Genomic DNA, 18,920 nt, shown 5'->3' on the forward strand with positions numbered 1-18,920 from the left:
GCATACAAACCGATAATTCGGTCAGCAACATTATCAGCTAAGATGGTTTCACGTTTCTTGATAAACTGAGGATCAAAGGTGGAGTTGCGATCACGGGGCGTTGATACGGTAACTTCACCTAAAGGTGTTTGAACCTGCTTGTGCATTTTGCCGTTGCGGCGATTACCAGACTCACGCTCATCAGGATCTAAATGAGCATCCATTTCTCCTTCTAAGGCAGCATTTAAGATACTTTCCAATAATGGAGCAAACGCTCCATCTTTCCCCAACAAGGATTTGCCAGACTTCAGCTGTTCCAATGCCTTGTTCTTAATCTCTTCAAAATTAAAATCTTCCATAAAAAAACTGTGTTAGCAAAGTTAATACTTTTATTACGCTTTGCTGACACAGTTCAAATTACAGCCTCGCTATGTATTTGTTTTGATGACTGTTGCATAGCACCGCTACGCGGCGCATTTTTTGTGTGTCCCTTTCCCCCGCGCTTCCGCACGGGGCTGTATACATATCGCTGCTATGCAGCGCTTCCTCACTCCAATTTCCTTCTCCTTTCTCCCTTCTCCCTTTCTCCTTCAAACCTGAAGATCCCGCACCAAACGCCGCCAGGCGACCCGTATCCAGCCCCGTGGGAAGCGCGGGGGAATAGGACGTATGATCAATAACGCCGCATAGCGGTAACTATAATAGGAGGTGATAGTCTCAGATCTCGATCTGAAAAACATACTTTTGCCCCATGTCAAAGGCGAAGTCGGAAGATAAAGGAAAGCTTTTTAGGTCGCTTTCAGAGCCATTGGAATAGGTTACCTGAAGAGTGAAAGGGGCAAGGCTATTATTGGCTTGCGGAATAACCAATAGTGTTCCCACTACATTCGGGTCTATAATGGATGTATACCCTGCATCAGTTACTGTTATCGGTTTACCATCAAACAGGGTGTAGTCGCTACTCGTATTATCTACACTCCAGCTCCATGGGATTGCTTTTTTGGAATCAAACTCGCATGTAAGCGTTCCTGCATTGCTTAGTCCGCTTAATACGATATTTTCAATACTTATCGGGTTTCCACTGCTTTTCACCTCTACCCGAACGGAAGCGAGCGTATGAATAAATGTAAGCGGTATCTTTGGCGAGGTCTGTCCGAGCGTCAGTGCTATGACAAAATCCTTTTGTTTGGCGGGATGTGTCGGTATTGTATATTGCAATAATACAAGCTCATCACTAAACATACAATCATCTAACCCCGGATCATCTACCGGGCTATAAGCAAAAAAGTCGACCGTGCCCTGCGTAGGCATATAACAAACGGGTGAGTAGATCCACGCTCCGTCGCGTTTCTCTACCAATTGATCGTCCATATAGTCGTTGACAGGATCACCTGTCGGTCTGTTCCATCGGGCCGATACCCGGAACATACGAAGTGTTTCTTCGGTTGTCTCCTCCGCCCGTGTTCCCGCTTCGACACACGAAAAAGCAATCGCCCGCCCGGCAGTGTCGCCGGGCAGGGGATCGGTATGTTCGCTGCATCCTGTCCACAACAAGGCGGCCAGGGCGAATAGGATATGGGCTGTTCGTCTCATAAGAGGATTACGGAGCTGCATTAATCCGCGTCGCTCCAGTCTCCTACTACCACCTCGAAGCTGATTGCCTCTTCCGCTTCGTCACCGAAGGTAAGATAGAAATTATACTGGCGTCCGATCTCGAAGCTAAATCCTTGCTCCGTCGTACTTGTCGAGCGCAATGGGTCGATCACCCGGAAGTAACGATCTTCGTAGGCCTCTTTAGAACCGGCGAAGTAGGTGCCTTTGTCGGGATTGTTGAGGTAGGCTTTGTAGCTTACCTTGATCCAGAAGCCCCCAGAGGGTATTGTGCCTCTGACTTCATCTGCCTTATCCCCCACCTCGGTGGTCTGCGGCAAGACCATCAACGCGTTGTAGTCGCCCAATAAGGATTTATATTCCCCCAATAGATTGATAGGTGATTCGCCGATATCGAGGCCTAAATTGCCACGATCATCACCCTTTTTCCACAATACAACCGGAACATTGTCAGTCGGATCACTGTCATTATAGGTGAATGCGCCATCAACCGGGATCTTTGCCAGGTCGATCGTTCCCGACTTGGCGATATTAACCAGCTCCACGCCACCAATCACATAGGTAAGACCGGTATTGGTCGTACGCGCGGAGAATTTTACCCGCGAAAGGGCATGGGTAAAGGTGAGCTGTACATTGCCATTACTATTGAGATCATCCGTTTTCCCTGTCAACGCATCCGTTCTTGCCAACAGGAAATCCTCCTGGCCTTGCGTTTTATTGTTCGTGTCGTAAATATCAGGCACTGTATAAGCGATTGCTGCGCCTTTGTAGTTGGTAAGTCCTGTTGTTACATTTTTAGACGCCGCCGGGCTATAAGCGAAGAAGGTGATGCCCCCGCCGATAATCTCCTCCGCGGGCCAGTAGCGCACCGGGGTATAGGCCCAGTTGCCTGCTTCACGACGGGAGATATCGAAGGCGTTGAACATATATTGATCCGCTGGGATATTACCAGCTTCATCTTTCGCATCTGCGAAAGTCTTTTTGTTTTCTCTATCCCACCAGCCGGTTACAGTAAAACTGAGGATATTATCGCTTGTCGTAACGGCGGCTTTCGAGCCGTTGCCTTTATCAATAAAGGTACGGAAGCCAATCGCTTTCGTGTTTGTCAGATTATGATCTATCTCCTGATCGTTCGAGCAGGAAGTGAATGTGATGGCGGAAGCCAATGCCGCCAGTAAATATATTTTTTTCATATTGAAATGATTTATTTTAGTTGTTTTATTGCTGTTTTTAGGCTCTCGCTATAAAGAGTTATTCGTAATATGTGCCTGCTGCATTTGTTATTGTAACGTCTGTAGTACCACTTAACGGTTCGATTGTTGTTGCGGTAACGGTTGCCTTAGCAGTATTGCCATTGGAATGAGTGTTTAGCATAAATAGCCAGTCTCTTCTATCAATATTTGTTGTGAACCCGCTCCATACCTTTAAGGTAGTTATCGTGACAAGATTGTTCAGCTCATCCACATCTTTCGAACCATCAAGCCTCATCGTGGTATTATAGACATCAAACGTCAGCTGCTGCTCCCTCTCTTTTAGGCAGGAGATATCCAATTCATCAAAGCTTACACCCAGTCCCATGCTTATCTTATTAAGACTCTCCAGCTTGGATAGGTCGAGCGTAAGTCCTTTTGTCTGACTGAGGCAAAGCGTCTCGAGATTAGCAAAATACTCAATGCCTTTCAGCTCTTTTTGGGCTGCCTCTGCATTGGCTATATTCATCACAACTATCTTTGTTTTATTTAATATATCCCCCAGCGTGACGCCAGTGCTTGCATAATCCGCTTTAACCGCTGCCGCCAGCTTCTCGCTGATATACTCAGGGTAGTAATTACTGATCTGCGGCACCTCCACCACGGGAGCGTCCGACCAGTCGCCTACATTTACATCGAAGCCAATCTTGCCACCCGCCTCAGCAACGCCGAAGGTCAGGGCGAAGTTATATTGGCGACCGATTTCAAAGGTATGTGCGACGGGGCTTTCCTCTGTCGTAAGCGCCGCGTCAAGTACCGGGAAATAGACCTCCTTCCAGGTGGTAGGAGAACCGGCGTAATAGGTGCCCGGATCGTTCACATCGAGATAGGCTTTGTATTCCACCTGGATGGCAAAGCCTTTATTGGCCAATCCCTCTTTAGTATCATCCCACAGCTTAGTGGTCTGCGGAAGCACCATCAGCGCGTTTGTTTCACCCAGGATAGAGTGGAACTTGCTTTCATCATACTGCACAAAAGCCGGCGTCTCACCCAGGTCGATGGAAAGGTTATCATTTCCTCCATCGGGTGTCGCGTGGTCTGTCCAGTGTACGACTCTTTTATTCGCGGCAAGCGCGGTAGCATATTCATCGGCAAAGCTGCCGCCTGTCGGAATAACCGCGTAGTCGATCTTCCCGTTTTTCTTGATATTCACCAAGGTGACACTTTTAATCAGATAGGTCATATCCGTATTCGTCTTTCTGGCGGAGAAGGTGGCTCTCGAAAGCACATGGGCGAAATTCAGTTTTACCGTCTCTTTGTTTAAGTTGCCTGTTCGTGCCAATAGGAAATCCTCCTGCGCTTCCGCTTCACCCGGATCGGGCACGGTGTATTCGATCGAACCTCCTTTGTAATCATAAAGGCCTTTACCCTTCGTTACATGTTTAGACGATGCCGGGCTGTAGGCATAAAACAGAACGCCTTTGCCCGATGAAGGCCAGTAAATCTTCGGATCGTACTCCCAATCGGTCACCCCCGCTTCGCGGCGTGTCAGGTCGAAGGCGTTGAATAGATAGCCTCCCGTATTGGTGTTTCCGAGCTCAGTAGTCGTGCCATCTGTGGTCTTATCCCACCAACCGCTCACGGTAAAGCCGAGGATATTCTCAGAGTTTGTTACGGTGGCGCGCGATTCGGCACCTTTGTCGATCAGGGTGCGGAAATTGATTTCGCTCCCATTTTTGTCTCCCTCTACATCGCCGATCTCCTTGTCGTTCGAGCAGGATGTCAGCATAACGGCAGCAGAGGCTGCCAGCATAAGCATTCTTCTCATGGCTGATACTAATTGAATGTTTTCTTTTTGTTGTTTGCAAGTCGTTTGCGCTTGCGTTGTTTTACTATTCATATACACCCTTATATTTAGTTGTTTAATTAATTCTTACAGTTCGATAATCACTTCATCCCCCCATTCGCCGACGCCGATATCGAAACCGCCGCCCGAGCCTCCTTCGCCAGGGTCGATCTCTTCGATGCCTTCGCCCTCGGGATCGTTCCATATCAATATATCGTATCCGTCGCGTGCCAGTTTGGCGGCACGGTCCGCCATCGATTCGCCGACCTGGTTCGATACGTTCCAGGAGGCGTTATGGTATTTGTTTGCCATGGAGTAGATCTCCATCGTGAACCAGTTCTCATAGGGTGCCACCGGTGCGAAGGTATAGAACTCCCCTTCGAGGTAGCCGCATTTTTTCTCCGCGTCGTATCCCTTTTTGACATTACCAAACAGCATGGTCGAACGCGTGTCGCTTGGGCTATTGGTATGGAAGACAAACGTCGCAGCCATGCCCGATGCCGCGCCGCGGATATCTTTGATGTTTCCTTGCCCGATGATATTGTTGACGCGATAGGTGAACTGCCGCAAGACGTTCCGGGGGTAGAAGTCGATCGTCTGCTCCACGGGGCTGTTGGCGATCACCTCAAACGAGGTGGTCCAGGCATGGATATAGAACTCACCACCCGACGGGGCGCTATAGGTTGATTCGTAAGGCGCTTTGGTGACGTAGTTGTCGTAGGTAGCCCGCGACGCACCGGAGAAATAGGCTTCGATCGTTTCGCCGTTTTGCTCGTTACGGAAGTATATATTCGAGGCGTTGTAGTCGTAGCAGTAGGGGCGATAGGCGGCGTTGCTCTCCAGGTAGATCTGTTTCACGCCGGCGGCCGGCACGTCGTCGCGTCCGTAGTCTGCCACGCCCGGTGTGGCCGAAAAGAGGTTGATACGCATCGAGCGCGCCTGTGTGGCGGGATCGTCCCAATGTACGACCACCTTGATGGCATTGTCACCCGTGCCGCAGAAATCATCGTCGCTCAATTCTTTATGTTGGCAGGAGAGGGTGATAAAGGCTGTCAGGAGTAAGAGTAATGTCTTTTTCATCGCGACGCCTCCTTTCCTTTTTGCCGGTGGGGGCTTTTTCCGATCAGCCATACGAGTGATACCTCGGCTTTCGTCACACCGAAATAATTGCGCTCGTGGCGGCTGACGCGTGGAAACACACCCTCCTTACATTCGCTTACGTTGTATTTGCTGTATTCGCCTCCTATATATCCGGCGCCTATGCCAAAGGCAAGGTTAAACCGTTTGCCGATAATCATTGAATAGCCCGCTGTGAGCCCGGCGGAATAGGTCCAGAGACTCTGTTGTCCCAGGTCGCTGTTTTTGTCGGCAAACAGGCGGATATCGTAGTCGCCTCCATAGCCATAGGCACCGATGTACCATCCGGTCAAGGGCGTGGTGTTGTCGCAGTTGCAGTAAAAGGAGGGGAGCCACCGGCGTAGTTCGATGCCAGCCAGTTGGATGCGATGATAGTTGTAACGGTCGGCTCCGGTGTCCCACCACGACCAGTTGCCCTCGATCAGGGCGGACCACTCACGCTTTCGCCCGAAGGGCAGTTCGATGGATAGGTTGGGCAATAGCCCCAAATCATAGAGAAGGTTGGTTTTAATAGCCATCAGAAAAGGCCTCTTTTTCCGTAAGGGTGGAGCCTCCGGTTGCGCATACACAATCTTTTCGATGTAGATGGTGTCTACACGCGTTATCGTCTTTGTTTCCGGGATCGTATCCGTATGCGCGTTTACCCCCTCAGTAGCCTCGCTGGCTACTAAGTTGACTGGAAGCAATAATGCGCCGCATAGGGACGATATCAGTAGTATTGTTCGTTTCAAAGCGTAAACGGTTACGTCTTTTATGTCTTGACTTTTATAGTGTGCGGATGCAAAGATATATCGTTTTTTTGGAATAAACAGGCTGTTTTGCTCAAATAGTTGCAAAAAGGGATACGATTCATGGGGGTCGATGCGGTTTTTGTGACAGTTTGTTTGTGTGGGGGTAGGGGGAGAAAGGAGAAGGGAGAAAGGGGAAGGAAATTGGAGTGAGGAAGCGCTGCATAGCAGCGATATGTATACAGCCCCGTGCGGAAGCGCGGGGGAAAGGGACACACAAAAAATGCGCCGCGTAGCGGTGCTATGCAACAGTCATCAAAACAAATACATAGCACCGCTATGCGGCGCTGTTGATTGCGCGATTCATTACCCCGCGCTTCCGCACGGGGCTGTATACATATCGCCGCCAGGCGGCGTTTGCGCGCCCTCTATCCAATTCCTTTCTCCCTTCTCCTTTCTCCTTCACATTCCCTCCCATTTGAATCCCAGCAGCCTGAGGCAACTGGCTACAGAGCGGAGCAATCTATGATTGCTATTTGTTATTCCCCTCACTCCCCACTCCCCACTCCCCCATTAATCACTAATCATTAATCACTCCTTTCTCCTATTTCCTTCCTTCAAAGACCAGCAGCCTGAGGCAACTGGCTACAGAGCGGAGCAATCTATGATTGCTATTTGTTGTTTCTCCTCCATTGCTTCACCCCTCACTCCCCATTAATCACTAATCATTAATCATTAATCATTAATCACTCCTTTCTCCTTTCTCCTTCCCCTCTTCTCCCATTTGATTCCCAAGGAGCGCTGTAAGCGCGATTCAATCCAGCCCATGGGTGACCGCAGGGAACCCTGGGTATCAGCGTATAACTACAATGGAGTTCTGAAGGAACGACCAGATATATGCAAATAACCTACAAGTCACTCCTTCAGAGTAAACGGGAGATACCGGGGCGGTCTCTCTCTTTATGGTGCCGGATGGTTTAAAGAGAGAGAGTTGCAAGGCGAACCTTGCAACTCTCTGATCAAATGTTATACGCTAACACCCGAAGGGTGATTAGGGGGTTATGGTAAGCTTAAGATATACTTTTGTCGTAAACGTATATATTGCATTACCTGATGTTACTGTAGTCGTAACTATTCCTATGGGGTGAGGATTAGTGCTGAAATGGGTATCATCATCGGTGTTATTCATTGTAAATGAAACCTCTACACCTCCATTACTATTATATGAAGCAGTATGTCCAGTGTCTTTAGTACATAAACTGGTGTCTGTCCATGACGGAGTTACCGTTGCTCCTGTAACATTATTCAACTGAATAACACCAGAATAACTCTTTGTGAACAAATGGCTAGTATGTACCTCCGGATCAGTTATGGTATAATTCGCCGGTGCAATAGGAGTACCACTTGCATACTGCCGTACATTAATATAATAAACAGCATTTTTCGTTCCGTTACCAACCGTCAAGGTAATATAACCTTCCCGAGTATCAGTCGTTGTGTTCGCAGTTACATTAAAGGTTAATTTCTTGTTCAGCACGTCTGCTGCTGGTGTGGTAACCCAATTGCCTCCTGCTGTCGATGTGAAAACGGCCGAAGCGGTAGTCGTTCCTTCAAGGAAATCTAACGGCAGAGAGAAGCTCGTAGCCTCACTTCCAAATCCCAAATAAGCCGGCAACTCAGAATTCAACCCTACTGTATTATCCTTCGCATACTGGCGGATGGTGACATAGTAGTTAGCCATAGCACCACTTGCTGTATTAGTCGCCTGTAAGGTAACGACAGACTCACGGAAAGTACCGGCGGCGGCGGCGAATGGAGTTAACTCATAGGTTAAATGATTTGAAGCGTCAACCGTTGGTGTTTTATCAAGAGCAAAGTAACCAGCATTGGTATACTCCAGTACTTTAACCTCAGAACCAGCCTTCACATTCAACGGAAGTGACTTTGCGAGGTCCTCCGGCAATGCATGTGTCACAAACATCGGTGGCATATCTATGCCCGCGGCATTCGGTTTATATTGACGAATGGTTACTGTCCGTTTGATCTCTTGGTAATAATCGTTCTTAATGGTCAGTGTCACCAGCGCGTCGCGGTAATCACCCGCGCTACCATCGTAAGCCGTAATATTGTAATTGATTACAGAGCCTGTGTAAGGGTAAGCTGATGGCGTAGCAATAGTCAACCCATTTCCTGTAACCTCAATACCGGTAATACCCGCGCCATTAAGCAGTGTATAATTAATCACACCTGCGCCACCTGTTATCGCCGTTGACGGTATTTCAATCATTTCCTGCTGCAATTCAATACCCGGAGCCTCCGGCGCGCCTTGCGTCACCTTAATGCTGACTACCTCTTGGTTTGCCTGGTCGTTCTTTACCGTGATGGTAATAATACCTTCACGGGTAGCACCTTGCGCACCGTTGTATTTCGTAGCGGTAAAGGAAATATTGCCGTTTGTGCTGATGGGGTTTGATTCAGTCGCCGCCGGCAGCAGATCGGTTAACCAATCAACATTCTTTGAGATATCAATGATAGAAGAACCATTCTTCAAGGTATAGGCAACAGTACCTGTGTAATTATCCGTGGTCGCTCCCTTATACGGTGCCGACACCTCCGTAGAAGCCAACGAGATGCCTGCGGCTTCCGGTGATTTCTGTATAACCTTGATGCTATATACTTCTTCTACTCCTTGGGTATTCTTGATCTTAATGGTAATAATACCTTCGCGGGTAGCACCATTCGAACCGTCATACTTCAAGGCGGTAAATTCGATATTGCCACTTGCCGAAGTGGGAAGTGTCGCCGGTTTCAGTTCCGTAATCCAAGTAGTAGCATCGGTGGTGATCGATGTAATCGATGAACCACTCTTCAAAGTATAGGCTACAGTACCTTTGAAAGGATTGCCATCAGCTGCCAGATGCGGAATTTCCATTGTTTGATTAGCCAATGTGATCTTCGCGTCACCCGGTGCGTACTGAACGAATGTCAATACATAAGAAACTGCATTGGCATGGTCGTTCTTAACCGGAACTGTCATATAAGCGTAACGAGCGTCGCCGGTTGATCCATTGTAAGGATTAGCGAGAACCGATATGCGCTGCTTGTTATCATTGTCGGTATAATAGTTGTAAATAAAGGAACCATTGCCTTTTTCACCGAGTGGTGTGACTCTGATGTTTTCCCAATCTACTCTAGAACCGTTTTGAGGTGTAAAGTTCACCCAGAAGCCTGTTGCGGATGTTGGTCCTGTTCCTTCCGTCGGGATCACCAGCGGTGTAGTCGGGATAGAAAGACCTGCAGGTTCCGGTGCATGTTGAACCACCGTGATGGTATAGGTGATCAGATTGCTATGGCTGTTCTTCACCGAGATATTGATCTTGCCTTCTCGGGTGTCGCCTGCCTGACCTCCGGTAAACTTCTTAACACCAAAGTAAATAGTGCCTTTGGGATCCTTGCTGCCTAACGTGGGCACATCCATTGCTTCTAACCAACCACCGACAGATACTGTTTTAACATCTTCTACTCCGGAACCATTTAATAACTCGTAAGGCACGCTGTAGACTGCTTCTTCCATCTCGACTTCCTGATAGCTAACATGGTATGGCGCATCATCGATGCTGATACCTGCCGCATTCGGTGCATACTGTACCAATGTCAGCATATAAGAAACCTTATTGGCATGATCATTGCTTACAGGTACATTGATATATACGTAGCGAGCGTCGCCGGTTGAGCCGTCGAACGGATTAGCGTATACCAATAAGCGTTGTTCCGTATCATTATCATAGAATAGTCTACTGATAAACGTGTAGTCGTTTGGTGACCAGGTTATTTGATCTTTATCTACTCCACTTACTCTGGATCCGTTTTGAGATGTGAACGGAATTCTAAAGCCATTCTCCAGCGTTCCTGCCGTCGGAATAACGATCGGTGTGGTCGGGATAGAGATACCGGCGGCTTCCGGCGCGTGCTGAACCACCTTAACCGTGTAGGTAATCGGGTTAGCATGGCTGTTTTCTACCACCAGGTTGATGGTTGCTTCTCTGGTGTTACCTGCCTGTCCTCCGGCAAATGACTCAACGGTGTAAGCGATTTCGCCATCCGCGAATCTAATTACCTTCAACCAGCTGGCTGATGAGGTTGCTGACGTTACTTTCGATTCATTCAATATTTCGTAAGAAATCGTACGAGCCTGTGGCTCATCGTCAATAACTTCTGTTGCCTGATAACTGATATGAACCTCTTGCTCGCTGATGCTGATACCCGCGGCATTCGGAGCATACTGGCGAACCACTACCTTATACAGCATACGGTCGGCATGGTCGTTTCTTACTACTAAGTAGATCTGTGCTTCGCGGAAGTCACCAACAGAACCGTCGTAGGCTTTTGCGTTGAAAGTTATGCTATGAAGATCGTTTCTGCCTTTTTCGACATTATCATTAAGCGTCAACCAATCATAGGAAGTTTCTTCGTCATATTGTTCATAACGAACATACTTATCAACCAGTTTAGAACCATTCAATGTCGTAAAGTCGACACGTCCGGATTGTTCGAGGCTGGTAATCATAATCACCTGATCGCTGACGGTGATACCGGCTGCTTCCGGAGCGTACTGACGAATCGTTACATAGAAATAAGAGGCATTGTTGTGCGTATTGGTAGCACTAAATACCAGGCGAACGTCACGGTATGGACCATCTGCGCCATTGTATTGGCGTAAGCGGTAACGGAAGGTATATCTGCGGGCTTCGCCTTCATCATTTTCATTGCCTGTAATCGGATTGGAGATTCCTTCTATAAACCAATTGGTTCCGAACCCAACATTTTCAGCGCGTAAGAATTCAATCTCAGATCTATTCAACGCATTGAAGGTCAGTAGATACGCAGGAGTTACGATAGGAATTAAATTTCCTTCATGACTATGTTCCACCAAGCTTGGGTATTCGCTTACACCGGCTGCCAACGGAGCATACTGACGGATGATGATATAATAGTAAGCGTCGTTCACATGCGAATTGCTTGCTTTGATGGTGATCACCGCTTCACGCATATCGCCTTCGCGGCCGTCGAATTGATCCACGCCATAGGTCAGGGTGTAGTTCATCGCGTTGTCGAAGGTAGATCTTACTTCCAATCCCTGGATGGTTACCCAGTCTTCGGATACACCTTCGTACACCAGTGTTGATCCGTTGATCGAGTTCAACGGCAGGAGGGCTACCTGCTGTTCTCCATAGACTGACTTATCGGTTGTACCGTCGGAGTTGAATGTAATGATCTGTACCGTATTGTTCATACCGGCCGCTTCGGGCGCGTGCTGACGGATGGTTACGTAGTAGTAAGCTGCGTTGGTATGATCGTTGGTGGCTTTCAGGGTGATGATTGCTTCGCGGTATGCACCTTCGGCACCATCGTAGGCATCGAGTTCGTAAACAAGCTCGGAAGCGAAGATTCTAACATTCGTTACCCATGTTTGAGAAACACCTACTACTTCAACGGTAGAAGCGTAATTGGCGTTCACAGGCATAATACCTAACTGAGCTCTTGAGTTGTGTGTCATCAACGAAGTCGGCAAGCTGAGGCCTGCTGCTTCCGGAGCATACTGACGGATGGTGATATAGTAATATACCGTGTTGCTGTTTCCGTTGGATGCTTCCAGGGAGATCGTTGCTTCGCGGTAGCTTCCCATAGAGCCGTCGTAGGCGGCCAGGGCATAGGTCATCACACCGTCGTTATTGATGGTTACCGATTTCACCCAGTTGTTTACGGAGTTATTGGCTACCACTTTCAGTTTGGAGTCGTTGATCGGATTAAGCGCCATCTGGTGAGTAGCTGCTTTGTAATCATGTGTCAACAGGGAGTTCGGGATGTTAGCTCCGGCAGAGCGGTGTCCTGATTGGATCACATGAATGCTTGTCTTGATAGAGGCAGCGCCACGGAAAGCAATGACCATCACTTCCCCTTCGCGTACTTCGTCGTAGGTATTTACCAGGGTGGTCAGTTCCAGGATACCATTGGCGTTAACAGCCGCGCTGGTGATCCAGGGACCTTCGTTGCCTGTTCCCGACTGTGAGGAGGTGACATGACATTCGTAGCGTACATTGGTCTGATCGCCATCTTCTACCCACATGTTCTGCGCGTAGGAGGTCTGGTTGTGCATCAGGTAGATACGTTCCTGTGTAGAGATGGTCGGGGTGCCCAAACCGTTTTGGATCACGGTGATCTCTTCGGTATGCACCTGGTTGGCGAAGGTCACCGTAACGGTGATCTTGCCTTCACGGGCGAACGCGTCGGTATGTTCGTCGGCTGCGAAGGTGTAGAGCACATTCTTCACGTATCCGTCGATATCGGTCGAAGGTGTAAGGTTCTTGATCCAGTTCTCACCTGAGGTAACCACGGCGGATACGACAGCGTCGCTGTATTGAACCACTACCCCGAAGGTATTACCCAGTGAGGCTTTCGGGCCTACGGTGATGGTCTTCGGCGTAATGCGTATGCCGGTTTCCGTCAGTCCGTTCTGGGTTACTTTAATAGATGTCTTATTGCCGTTTTCGGCAGAGATAGTAACGGTGGCGGTACGCGGTTTGTCGGAAACCAGCGCTTCTACCATCATATTAATATCGGTTGTTCCCCGTCCTGATTTCTGGGAGAGGTAAAGCCATTCCGCGTCGCTACTGGCTGTCCAGCTCGTATTCGATTTGATGGTAATCGGGATATTGGCCGCTTCATTGCTAATAAACATCTCTTCTACCGAAGTAGAAACTGTAGGATCACTTTCATCACATCCTGTGTTCAGAAAGACCATCAGACACAATGCCAGAAGTAAACCTACCTTGATATTGAATTGTTTGAATTTATGTGTCATAATTGTTTGCTTTTTATTTGATCAGGAAAATAACACTCAGGCCGGCACGGGTAAGTCCGAACATGTTTTTTGTCTCCGGGTCGTACATACGTACATCGCCCGGGTATTGTACTCGATCCGATTTGTCGTAGTCGGCATGAATGTATCCGGCGCCTACATTGGCTTCGATGCGCCAACGATTGCCCAGTGCCAGTGAATAGCCATAGGAGAGACCTCCGCCGACCAACCAACCGTCGTAGCGATATTTCTCCAATCCACCGTCATAATCCATATACTGAGCGTGCAATCCGAAGAAATGTCCTTTGAAGCGATCGCCTAACCAAAAACGCAATTCGGGCTGTGCTCCGAAGGCCATCAGTTGTTTGTGATCGTCGAATTCCCAAGGGTTAGCAAAGATGTCGACACCCAGGGTCCAGTGTTGAGAGAGTCCGAATTCAACGCCTATATTGGTCGTTCCGTAAGCTGCCCAGCCCAACGCGTTGGTCTTCAGGGCAAATTTATCTTGCGCATTGGTAAACGTCGTAAGAGTCAATAACAAGCCACATACTAAAATTAACTTTTTCATATTTCTGCCTCCTTACTGATTAATTGGTTTCACCATTACCCCATACATCGATACCGTCCTGTGAGACGATGATGGATGTGATTGTTTTGTTACTTCCTTGTGTTTCAAAGGTGATAATCGCTGTTCGTTTGAATTTCGTGTTGTTCTCATCGACCAATACCTTCATGTCTAAGGAATGTCTGCCGGTCGATACGGAAGGACGGCACCAGGATTGGTTGCTCGATGCTTTCCATTCTGCGTTGCTAGTCAGCAGGATGTCAAAAGCGTCGGACTTCTGTTCAAAGAAAATTTCGCTTTGTGAAACACTGATCGTTGGGGGATCATCTTCGCTGACGCATCCTGTCAGCACAAACATGAACAACGCCGCCAAAATCAATAGAGACCCTTTTCTTTTTAGGAATAAATCGCTCATAGGTTCAAAAAATTAAGTTAGTAAATATTAGAATTTGATTTGTTCGTTTCATAATGGTTTAGCTCCATGACGGTTCAACATCGCTGAATTAGGCTTTACACGCCTTTTTTCTCTCTCTTCTCAACAGAGAATGGTCAGCTAAAGGGTACATAGTTGCAAAGGTAACATTCTCATTATAGGAAGCTGTCCCGTTACCGTAAAATTATTTAGCAAATCGTAAAAATCACTTGTCAAACGAACAAAAATTAACCAAAAAGTGTCCGTTTGCTTTAAAACGCTTGCTTTTTTTCTCAAAAAATCAAAAAAAGTAAAAAAAGAGGTTGTGGGGCTTTCCCCTGTTTGGTCGGTCGCTGTTTTTGGGGTATGTTACAAATTAAAAGTTAAGCAAAAAGCCCTTTTTTGTAACAAATCCATACGTTAAAAAGTGTTACTCGCCTGACTAATTTTAAATACCCCTACGTTTTTGCGCGAAAACTCAGGCGAAAGTTTTAAATCGTAAGTTGTAGGGGTCCGAAAAAAAGGGGCAAGTAACAAATTGTAAGGGGAGGCGGGGTTTCTTTCCTTGGGAGATAGGAGATAGGAAATAGGGGGTGGGGACACAGATTACACAGATTACACAGTTTTAAATATTCAAATCGGAGGAGAGGGGAAGGAAATAGGGGATAGGAGATAGGAGGAGACGTTAAAGGCAAGCAATCGTAGATTGCCCCGTTCTGTAGCCAGTTGCCTCAGGCTGCTGGGATTCAAGTAGGAGAAAAGGGGGAAGGTTTTCTTTATATGACTGAAAGTCACAGCGGGCCTGGAAGGCCGAGTCCCAGCGGGACGAAGACTTAGCCCACGGGTAAGCAGGCTGAAGGCCTGCGCCACCCTGGGTATCATGACAATACAATAAGTTGAGTTCTGAAGGAACGATAGTTAGTATGATAGGATATATGGTGATAGTGCTTGTGAATAGTGGATTTCTTCTTTCGTTCTTACAGAACTCATTTTTATATATCCATGGAGTCCCAGGGTGGCGCAGACTTTCAGTCTGCTTACCCGTGGGCTAAGTCTTCGTCCCGCTGGGACTCGGCCCTTCAGGCCCACTGTGGCCTTCAGCCATGAATATATATATCCCCACCTTCCCATCTTACAAAATCCGAATAATCCAGCAAGCCCGGAAGGGCTTCAACTTGGATAACCCCGTGCAAACCGTAGGTGCAGCTCGGGGTTGAAGTAATGTCTATATAATGAGCTCCGTAGGAGGTCAACTGTTGAGCCCCTACGGAGCTCGTTTTTATTATACTCTCGCCCCCCCGAGCTGCGCCTTAACGGCTTGCACGGGGTTATCCACATCTAAGTCCTTGCGGACTTTAGAATCAAATCTTACAAAATTGGAAGTTTTTCATATAAATCCCGCAAGGATTTCCTATTCGTAACCGCGGGTGTAGCGAAGCAAACCCGTGGTAGGTAGGCAGATAGACAAGACCTACTCTACAAGCAACCCCGAAGTGGGTTGAACCCATTCCGGGTTCGTTAGTTATTATTAGCGGAATACCCCCGGTCGTTCGCTTCGCTCTCTTACCGAGGGTTACGAATAGGAAATCCCTGCGGGATTTAACTCATTTCAGTGCAACTTGCCCATCTTCACATCTTACCATATCTGAAGACACTCCTTTCTCCCTTCTCCTTTCTCCTTTCTCCCCATTAATCACTCTTCACTCCCTTCCAACCCCCTAATCACCTCCCTATACTCCCGCTCAAAATTAGGGGTGAATACTCCTTTGCCCAGTGCCGCTTCGATTTCGGCAATCGGCCAGAAGCGGCCTCCGTCCAGTTCGTCGGGGTGGGGTGTGATCGGACCGTCGTAATAGGTGTAGAAGGTATTGACCAGTTCTTTTTCAACAGAGGATTCAAAAACATAGCGGGTAATAAACAGCGGATGAAAAGTGGTGATCGAAAGCTCTTCGGCCGCTTCACGCGCGAGCGCCTCTTCGACGCTCTCCCCGTAATCAACATGTCCACCCACGGCCGTATCCCATCGCCCGGGTTGAATATCTTTATGCAGAGGACGCTTTTGCAGATAGAGCTCACCGGAGGCATTAAAAATATGCAGATGAACGACCGGATGGAGCGGTTTACTTCCGTTATGACATTGTTGGCGCGTGGCTTTACCGATTGTTTTTCCTGTTTCGTCGACTAAAGGGAACCATTCAACATTTTCCATGAAATCTTATCCTTTTTTAAGACCAAAGATAGCTGATCTTTTGAATATTATGTTATCTTTGTAAGTATTATAAACCTGAATATGAAAATGAAGATGAAAACAAAAGGCGAAGATTGGAAATTGCAAACCAGGACGAAAAGTCAGGATTTGCAACGTGTAGATGAGAGTACAATGAGCGGGGAATCAGCCCGCGAAGAGGTAGGTCTGGATCATGTGGAAAGAGGACAATTTATCCCTTTCTCACATGCATTAAAAAAATTGGGGTAAGCTGAAAAGCTTACCCTTATATATTTTCAGCCGTTGGGTTTCCAGTCTTTTAGTATCTTGATCAAAGCCTCTTCCGAAAGTCCTTCGCCATAGGTGGCATAGTCGAGCCGGAAGCTACAGCCGTTTTTATATTCCCCACAGCCATACGCCGTTTTTCCCCTTAGTATATTCCCTTTGTGACAGATGGGGCAGACCGCCTTGGCGGGTGCCTTCTCCTTGGGCTTCTTTTCTGTCGGTTGCTTCGTGGCCCTCTTCTTTTTCGGCTCGTTGGGGTCGATCAGGGTGATTGCCTGTGTGGCCGGGGCGGAAAGTACGTTGGCCACCACCTGATAGACCAGCTCTTTCAGCTCATCCAGGAAGGTACGTGCTTCGTAGGTGCCTTTCTCTATCTGGCGCAATTTTTTCTCCCATAGTCCGGTCAATTCGGCACTTTTGAGCAGTTCCTCTTTGATGGTTCCGATCAGTTCGCGGCCGGTAGCGGTGGGCAATAGGCTCTTGCGTTGTTTCTGGATGTAATTGCGTTTGAACAGGGTCTCGATGACAGCCGCTCGAGTGGAGGGGCGCCCTATGCCATTCTCTTTCAAGGCATCGCGCAATTCCTCGTTGTCGACCAGTTTGCCGGCCGTTTCCATCGCCCTAAGCAGGGTCGCCTCCGTATAGGGCTTGGGGGGCTGTGTCCAGCTCTCTTTCAGGATCGGCTGATGCGGACCGCTTTCGCCCACGGTGAAAGCGGGGAGAACGCTCACATCCTCGTCGTTTCCCTCTTTCTCAGGGTCTTTCTCTTCGGTACCGAATACCGTTCGCCAGCCCGGCTTCAGGATCTGCTTTCCGGTGACCTTAAACTCCACCCGATCGACTTTCCCCATCACGGTCGTGGTGGCGATGTCGCAATCCGGATAAAAGGCAGCGATAAACCGCCGTGCCACCAGGTCGTACACCTTCTGCTCGTTCTCGTTCAGGTAGTTGGCCGGCATGCCTGTCGGTATGATGGCATGGTGGTCGGTCACCTTCGAGTTATCGAACACCCGCTTGCTCTTGGGTATTTTTCCGCTTGCCAATAGCGGTGCCGTCAGCTCCGCGTAGGCCGTCATTCCCTTCAGGGTCTGCGGGATCTTCGGGTAGATATCATCGCTCAGGAAGGTGGTGTCCACACGTGGATAGGTGGTTATCTTTTTCTCGTAAAGCGACTGGATGGTCTTCAAGGTGTCGTCGGCCGAGAGCGAGAACTTTTTATTACACTCCACCTGCAACGAGGTGAGGTCGAACAGACGGGGTGCATACTCTTTCCCGTTCTTTTTGGAGACATCTGTGACGGTGAATTCGCTGTTTTCGACTGTTTTCAGGAATTCCTCGCCCTCCTCCTGTTTGGTGAATTTACCTTTGGTCGACGAGAAGGTGGTGCCGCGATAGATCGTTTTCAGTTCCCAGAACGGCTCGGGGGTGAAGTTCTCTATTTCGATTTGCCGGTTGACAATCAGGGCGAGGGTAGGGGTCTGCACCCGTCCGATCGAGAGCACCTGTTTGTTTTGTCCATAGCGGATGGTGTATAGGCGGGTCGCGTTCATGCCCAGTAGCCAGTCGCCGATGGCGCGCGAGAGACCCGCTTCATACAGTCGTTGGTAGTCTGATTCCGGATGCAACGATTTGAACCCCTCGCGGATCGCCTCTTCCGTGAGGGAGGAGATCCAGAGGCGGTAGACCGGGCATTTGCAGCCCGCTTTTTGCATGACCCAGCGCTGGATCAATTCACCCTCCTGGCCGGCATCCCCGCAGTTGATCACCATTTCGGCGTTTTGCATCAGTCGTTCGATGATAGCAAACTGCTTCTCGTAACTGGGGTTACTAATCAGTTTGATGCCAAAGCGGGGCGGGATCATCGGCAGGGAAGAGAGGTTCCAACTGCGCCAGGCATCGGTATAATCATGCGGCTCTTTGAGGGTACACAAATGGCCAAATGTCCAGGTCACCTGATACCCGTTACCCTCTATATATCCATCCATGCGTTGGCGTGCGCCCAATACCTCGGCGATCTCACGAGCCACGCTGGGCTTTTCCGCAATACATACTTTCATTCTGCTGTCTCTCTTATTTACCTGCAAAGGTACTCTTTTCTTCAA

At 48.4% G+C, this 18,920-nt stretch carries 12 protein-coding genes; 1 reads left to right on the forward strand and 11 read right to left on the reverse strand.

The window, feature by feature from the left end; all coding sequences use genetic code 11:
* The 10 genes from M2134_RS08060 to M2134_RS08105 form a co-directional block, all read right to left on the reverse strand.
* The coding region (locus tag M2134_RS08060) for a transposase (RefSeq protein WP_280758151.1) at positions 1-338 on the reverse strand (338 nt) is incomplete at its 3' end.
* Positions 339-696: 358 nt separating this feature from the next.
* Positions 697-1,572, reverse strand: coding sequence for a fimbrillin family protein (locus M2134_RS08065; protein ID WP_280758152.1), 876 nt, complete (start codon positions 1,570-1,572; stop codon positions 697-699).
* A gap of 20 nt (positions 1,573-1,592) precedes the next feature.
* On the reverse strand, positions 1,593-2,783 hold the full coding sequence (locus tag M2134_RS08070) for a fimbrillin family protein (protein WP_280758153.1): 1,191 nt from the start codon (positions 2,781-2,783) through the stop codon (positions 1,593-1,595).
* A 58-nt stretch (positions 2,784-2,841) separates the two neighbouring features.
* A complete protein-coding gene (locus tag M2134_RS08075) occupies positions 2,842-4,608 on the reverse strand; it encodes a fimbrillin family protein (protein WP_280758154.1) in 1,767 nt (588 codons plus the stop codon).
* Between the two features lie 105 nt (positions 4,609-4,713).
* Positions 4,714-5,706 carry a DUF5119 domain-containing protein gene (locus M2134_RS08080; RefSeq protein WP_280758155.1) on the reverse strand — a complete coding sequence of 331 codons (993 nt, stop codon included), beginning with the start codon at positions 5,704-5,706 and terminating at the stop codon, positions 4,714-4,716.
* Positions 5,703-6,494: a DUF3575 domain-containing protein gene (locus M2134_RS08085; RefSeq protein WP_280752358.1), complete on the reverse strand. Its 792-nt coding sequence runs from the start codon at positions 6,492-6,494 to the stop codon at positions 5,703-5,705. The genes M2134_RS08080 and M2134_RS08085 overlap by 4 nt, the downstream gene beginning before the upstream one ends.
* A 1,048-nt stretch (positions 6,495-7,542) precedes the next feature.
* Positions 7,543-13,353 carry a BACON domain-containing carbohydrate-binding protein gene (locus tag M2134_RS08090; RefSeq protein ID WP_280752357.1) on the reverse strand — a complete coding sequence of 1,937 codons (5,811 nt, stop codon included), beginning with the start codon at positions 13,351-13,353 and terminating at the stop codon, positions 7,543-7,545.
* Positions 13,354-13,366: 13 nt separating this feature from the next.
* Positions 13,367-13,918, reverse strand: a complete 552-nt coding sequence (locus M2134_RS08095; RefSeq protein WP_280752356.1) for a DUF3575 domain-containing protein — start codon at positions 13,916-13,918, stop codon at positions 13,367-13,369.
* A gap of 19 nt (positions 13,919-13,937) precedes the next feature.
* Positions 13,938-14,330 (reverse strand): BACON domain-containing protein, encoded by a 393-nt coding sequence (locus tag M2134_RS08100; RefSeq protein WP_280752355.1) that lies wholly within the window; start codon positions 14,328-14,330, stop codon positions 13,938-13,940.
* A 1,690-nt stretch (positions 14,331-16,020) separates the two neighbouring features.
* On the reverse strand, positions 16,021-16,536 hold the full coding sequence (locus M2134_RS08105) for an NUDIX domain-containing protein (protein WP_280752354.1): 516 nt from the start codon (positions 16,534-16,536) through the stop codon (positions 16,021-16,023).
* 81 nt (positions 16,537-16,617) lie between these two features.
* Here M2134_RS08105 and M2134_RS08110 point away from each other — a divergent pair, with 81 nt between their 5' ends.
* Entirely contained in the window at positions 16,618-16,803 is a 186-nt protein-coding gene (locus M2134_RS08110) for a hypothetical protein (RefSeq protein ID WP_280752353.1), read from the forward strand.
* 26 nt (positions 16,804-16,829) lie between these two features.
* On the opposite strand, the gene M2134_RS08115 is transcribed toward M2134_RS08110, so the two are convergent.
* On the reverse strand, positions 16,830-18,875 hold the full coding sequence (locus tag M2134_RS08115; protein ID WP_280758156.1) for a DNA topoisomerase 3: 2,046 nt from the start codon (positions 18,873-18,875) through the stop codon (positions 16,830-16,832).
* Between the last annotated feature and the right edge of the window lie 45 nt (positions 18,876-18,920).

Source organism: Parabacteroides sp. PM6-13, assembly GCF_029892605.1.
GTDB lineage: Bacteria > Bacteroidota > Bacteroidia > Bacteroidales > Tannerellaceae > QVMG01.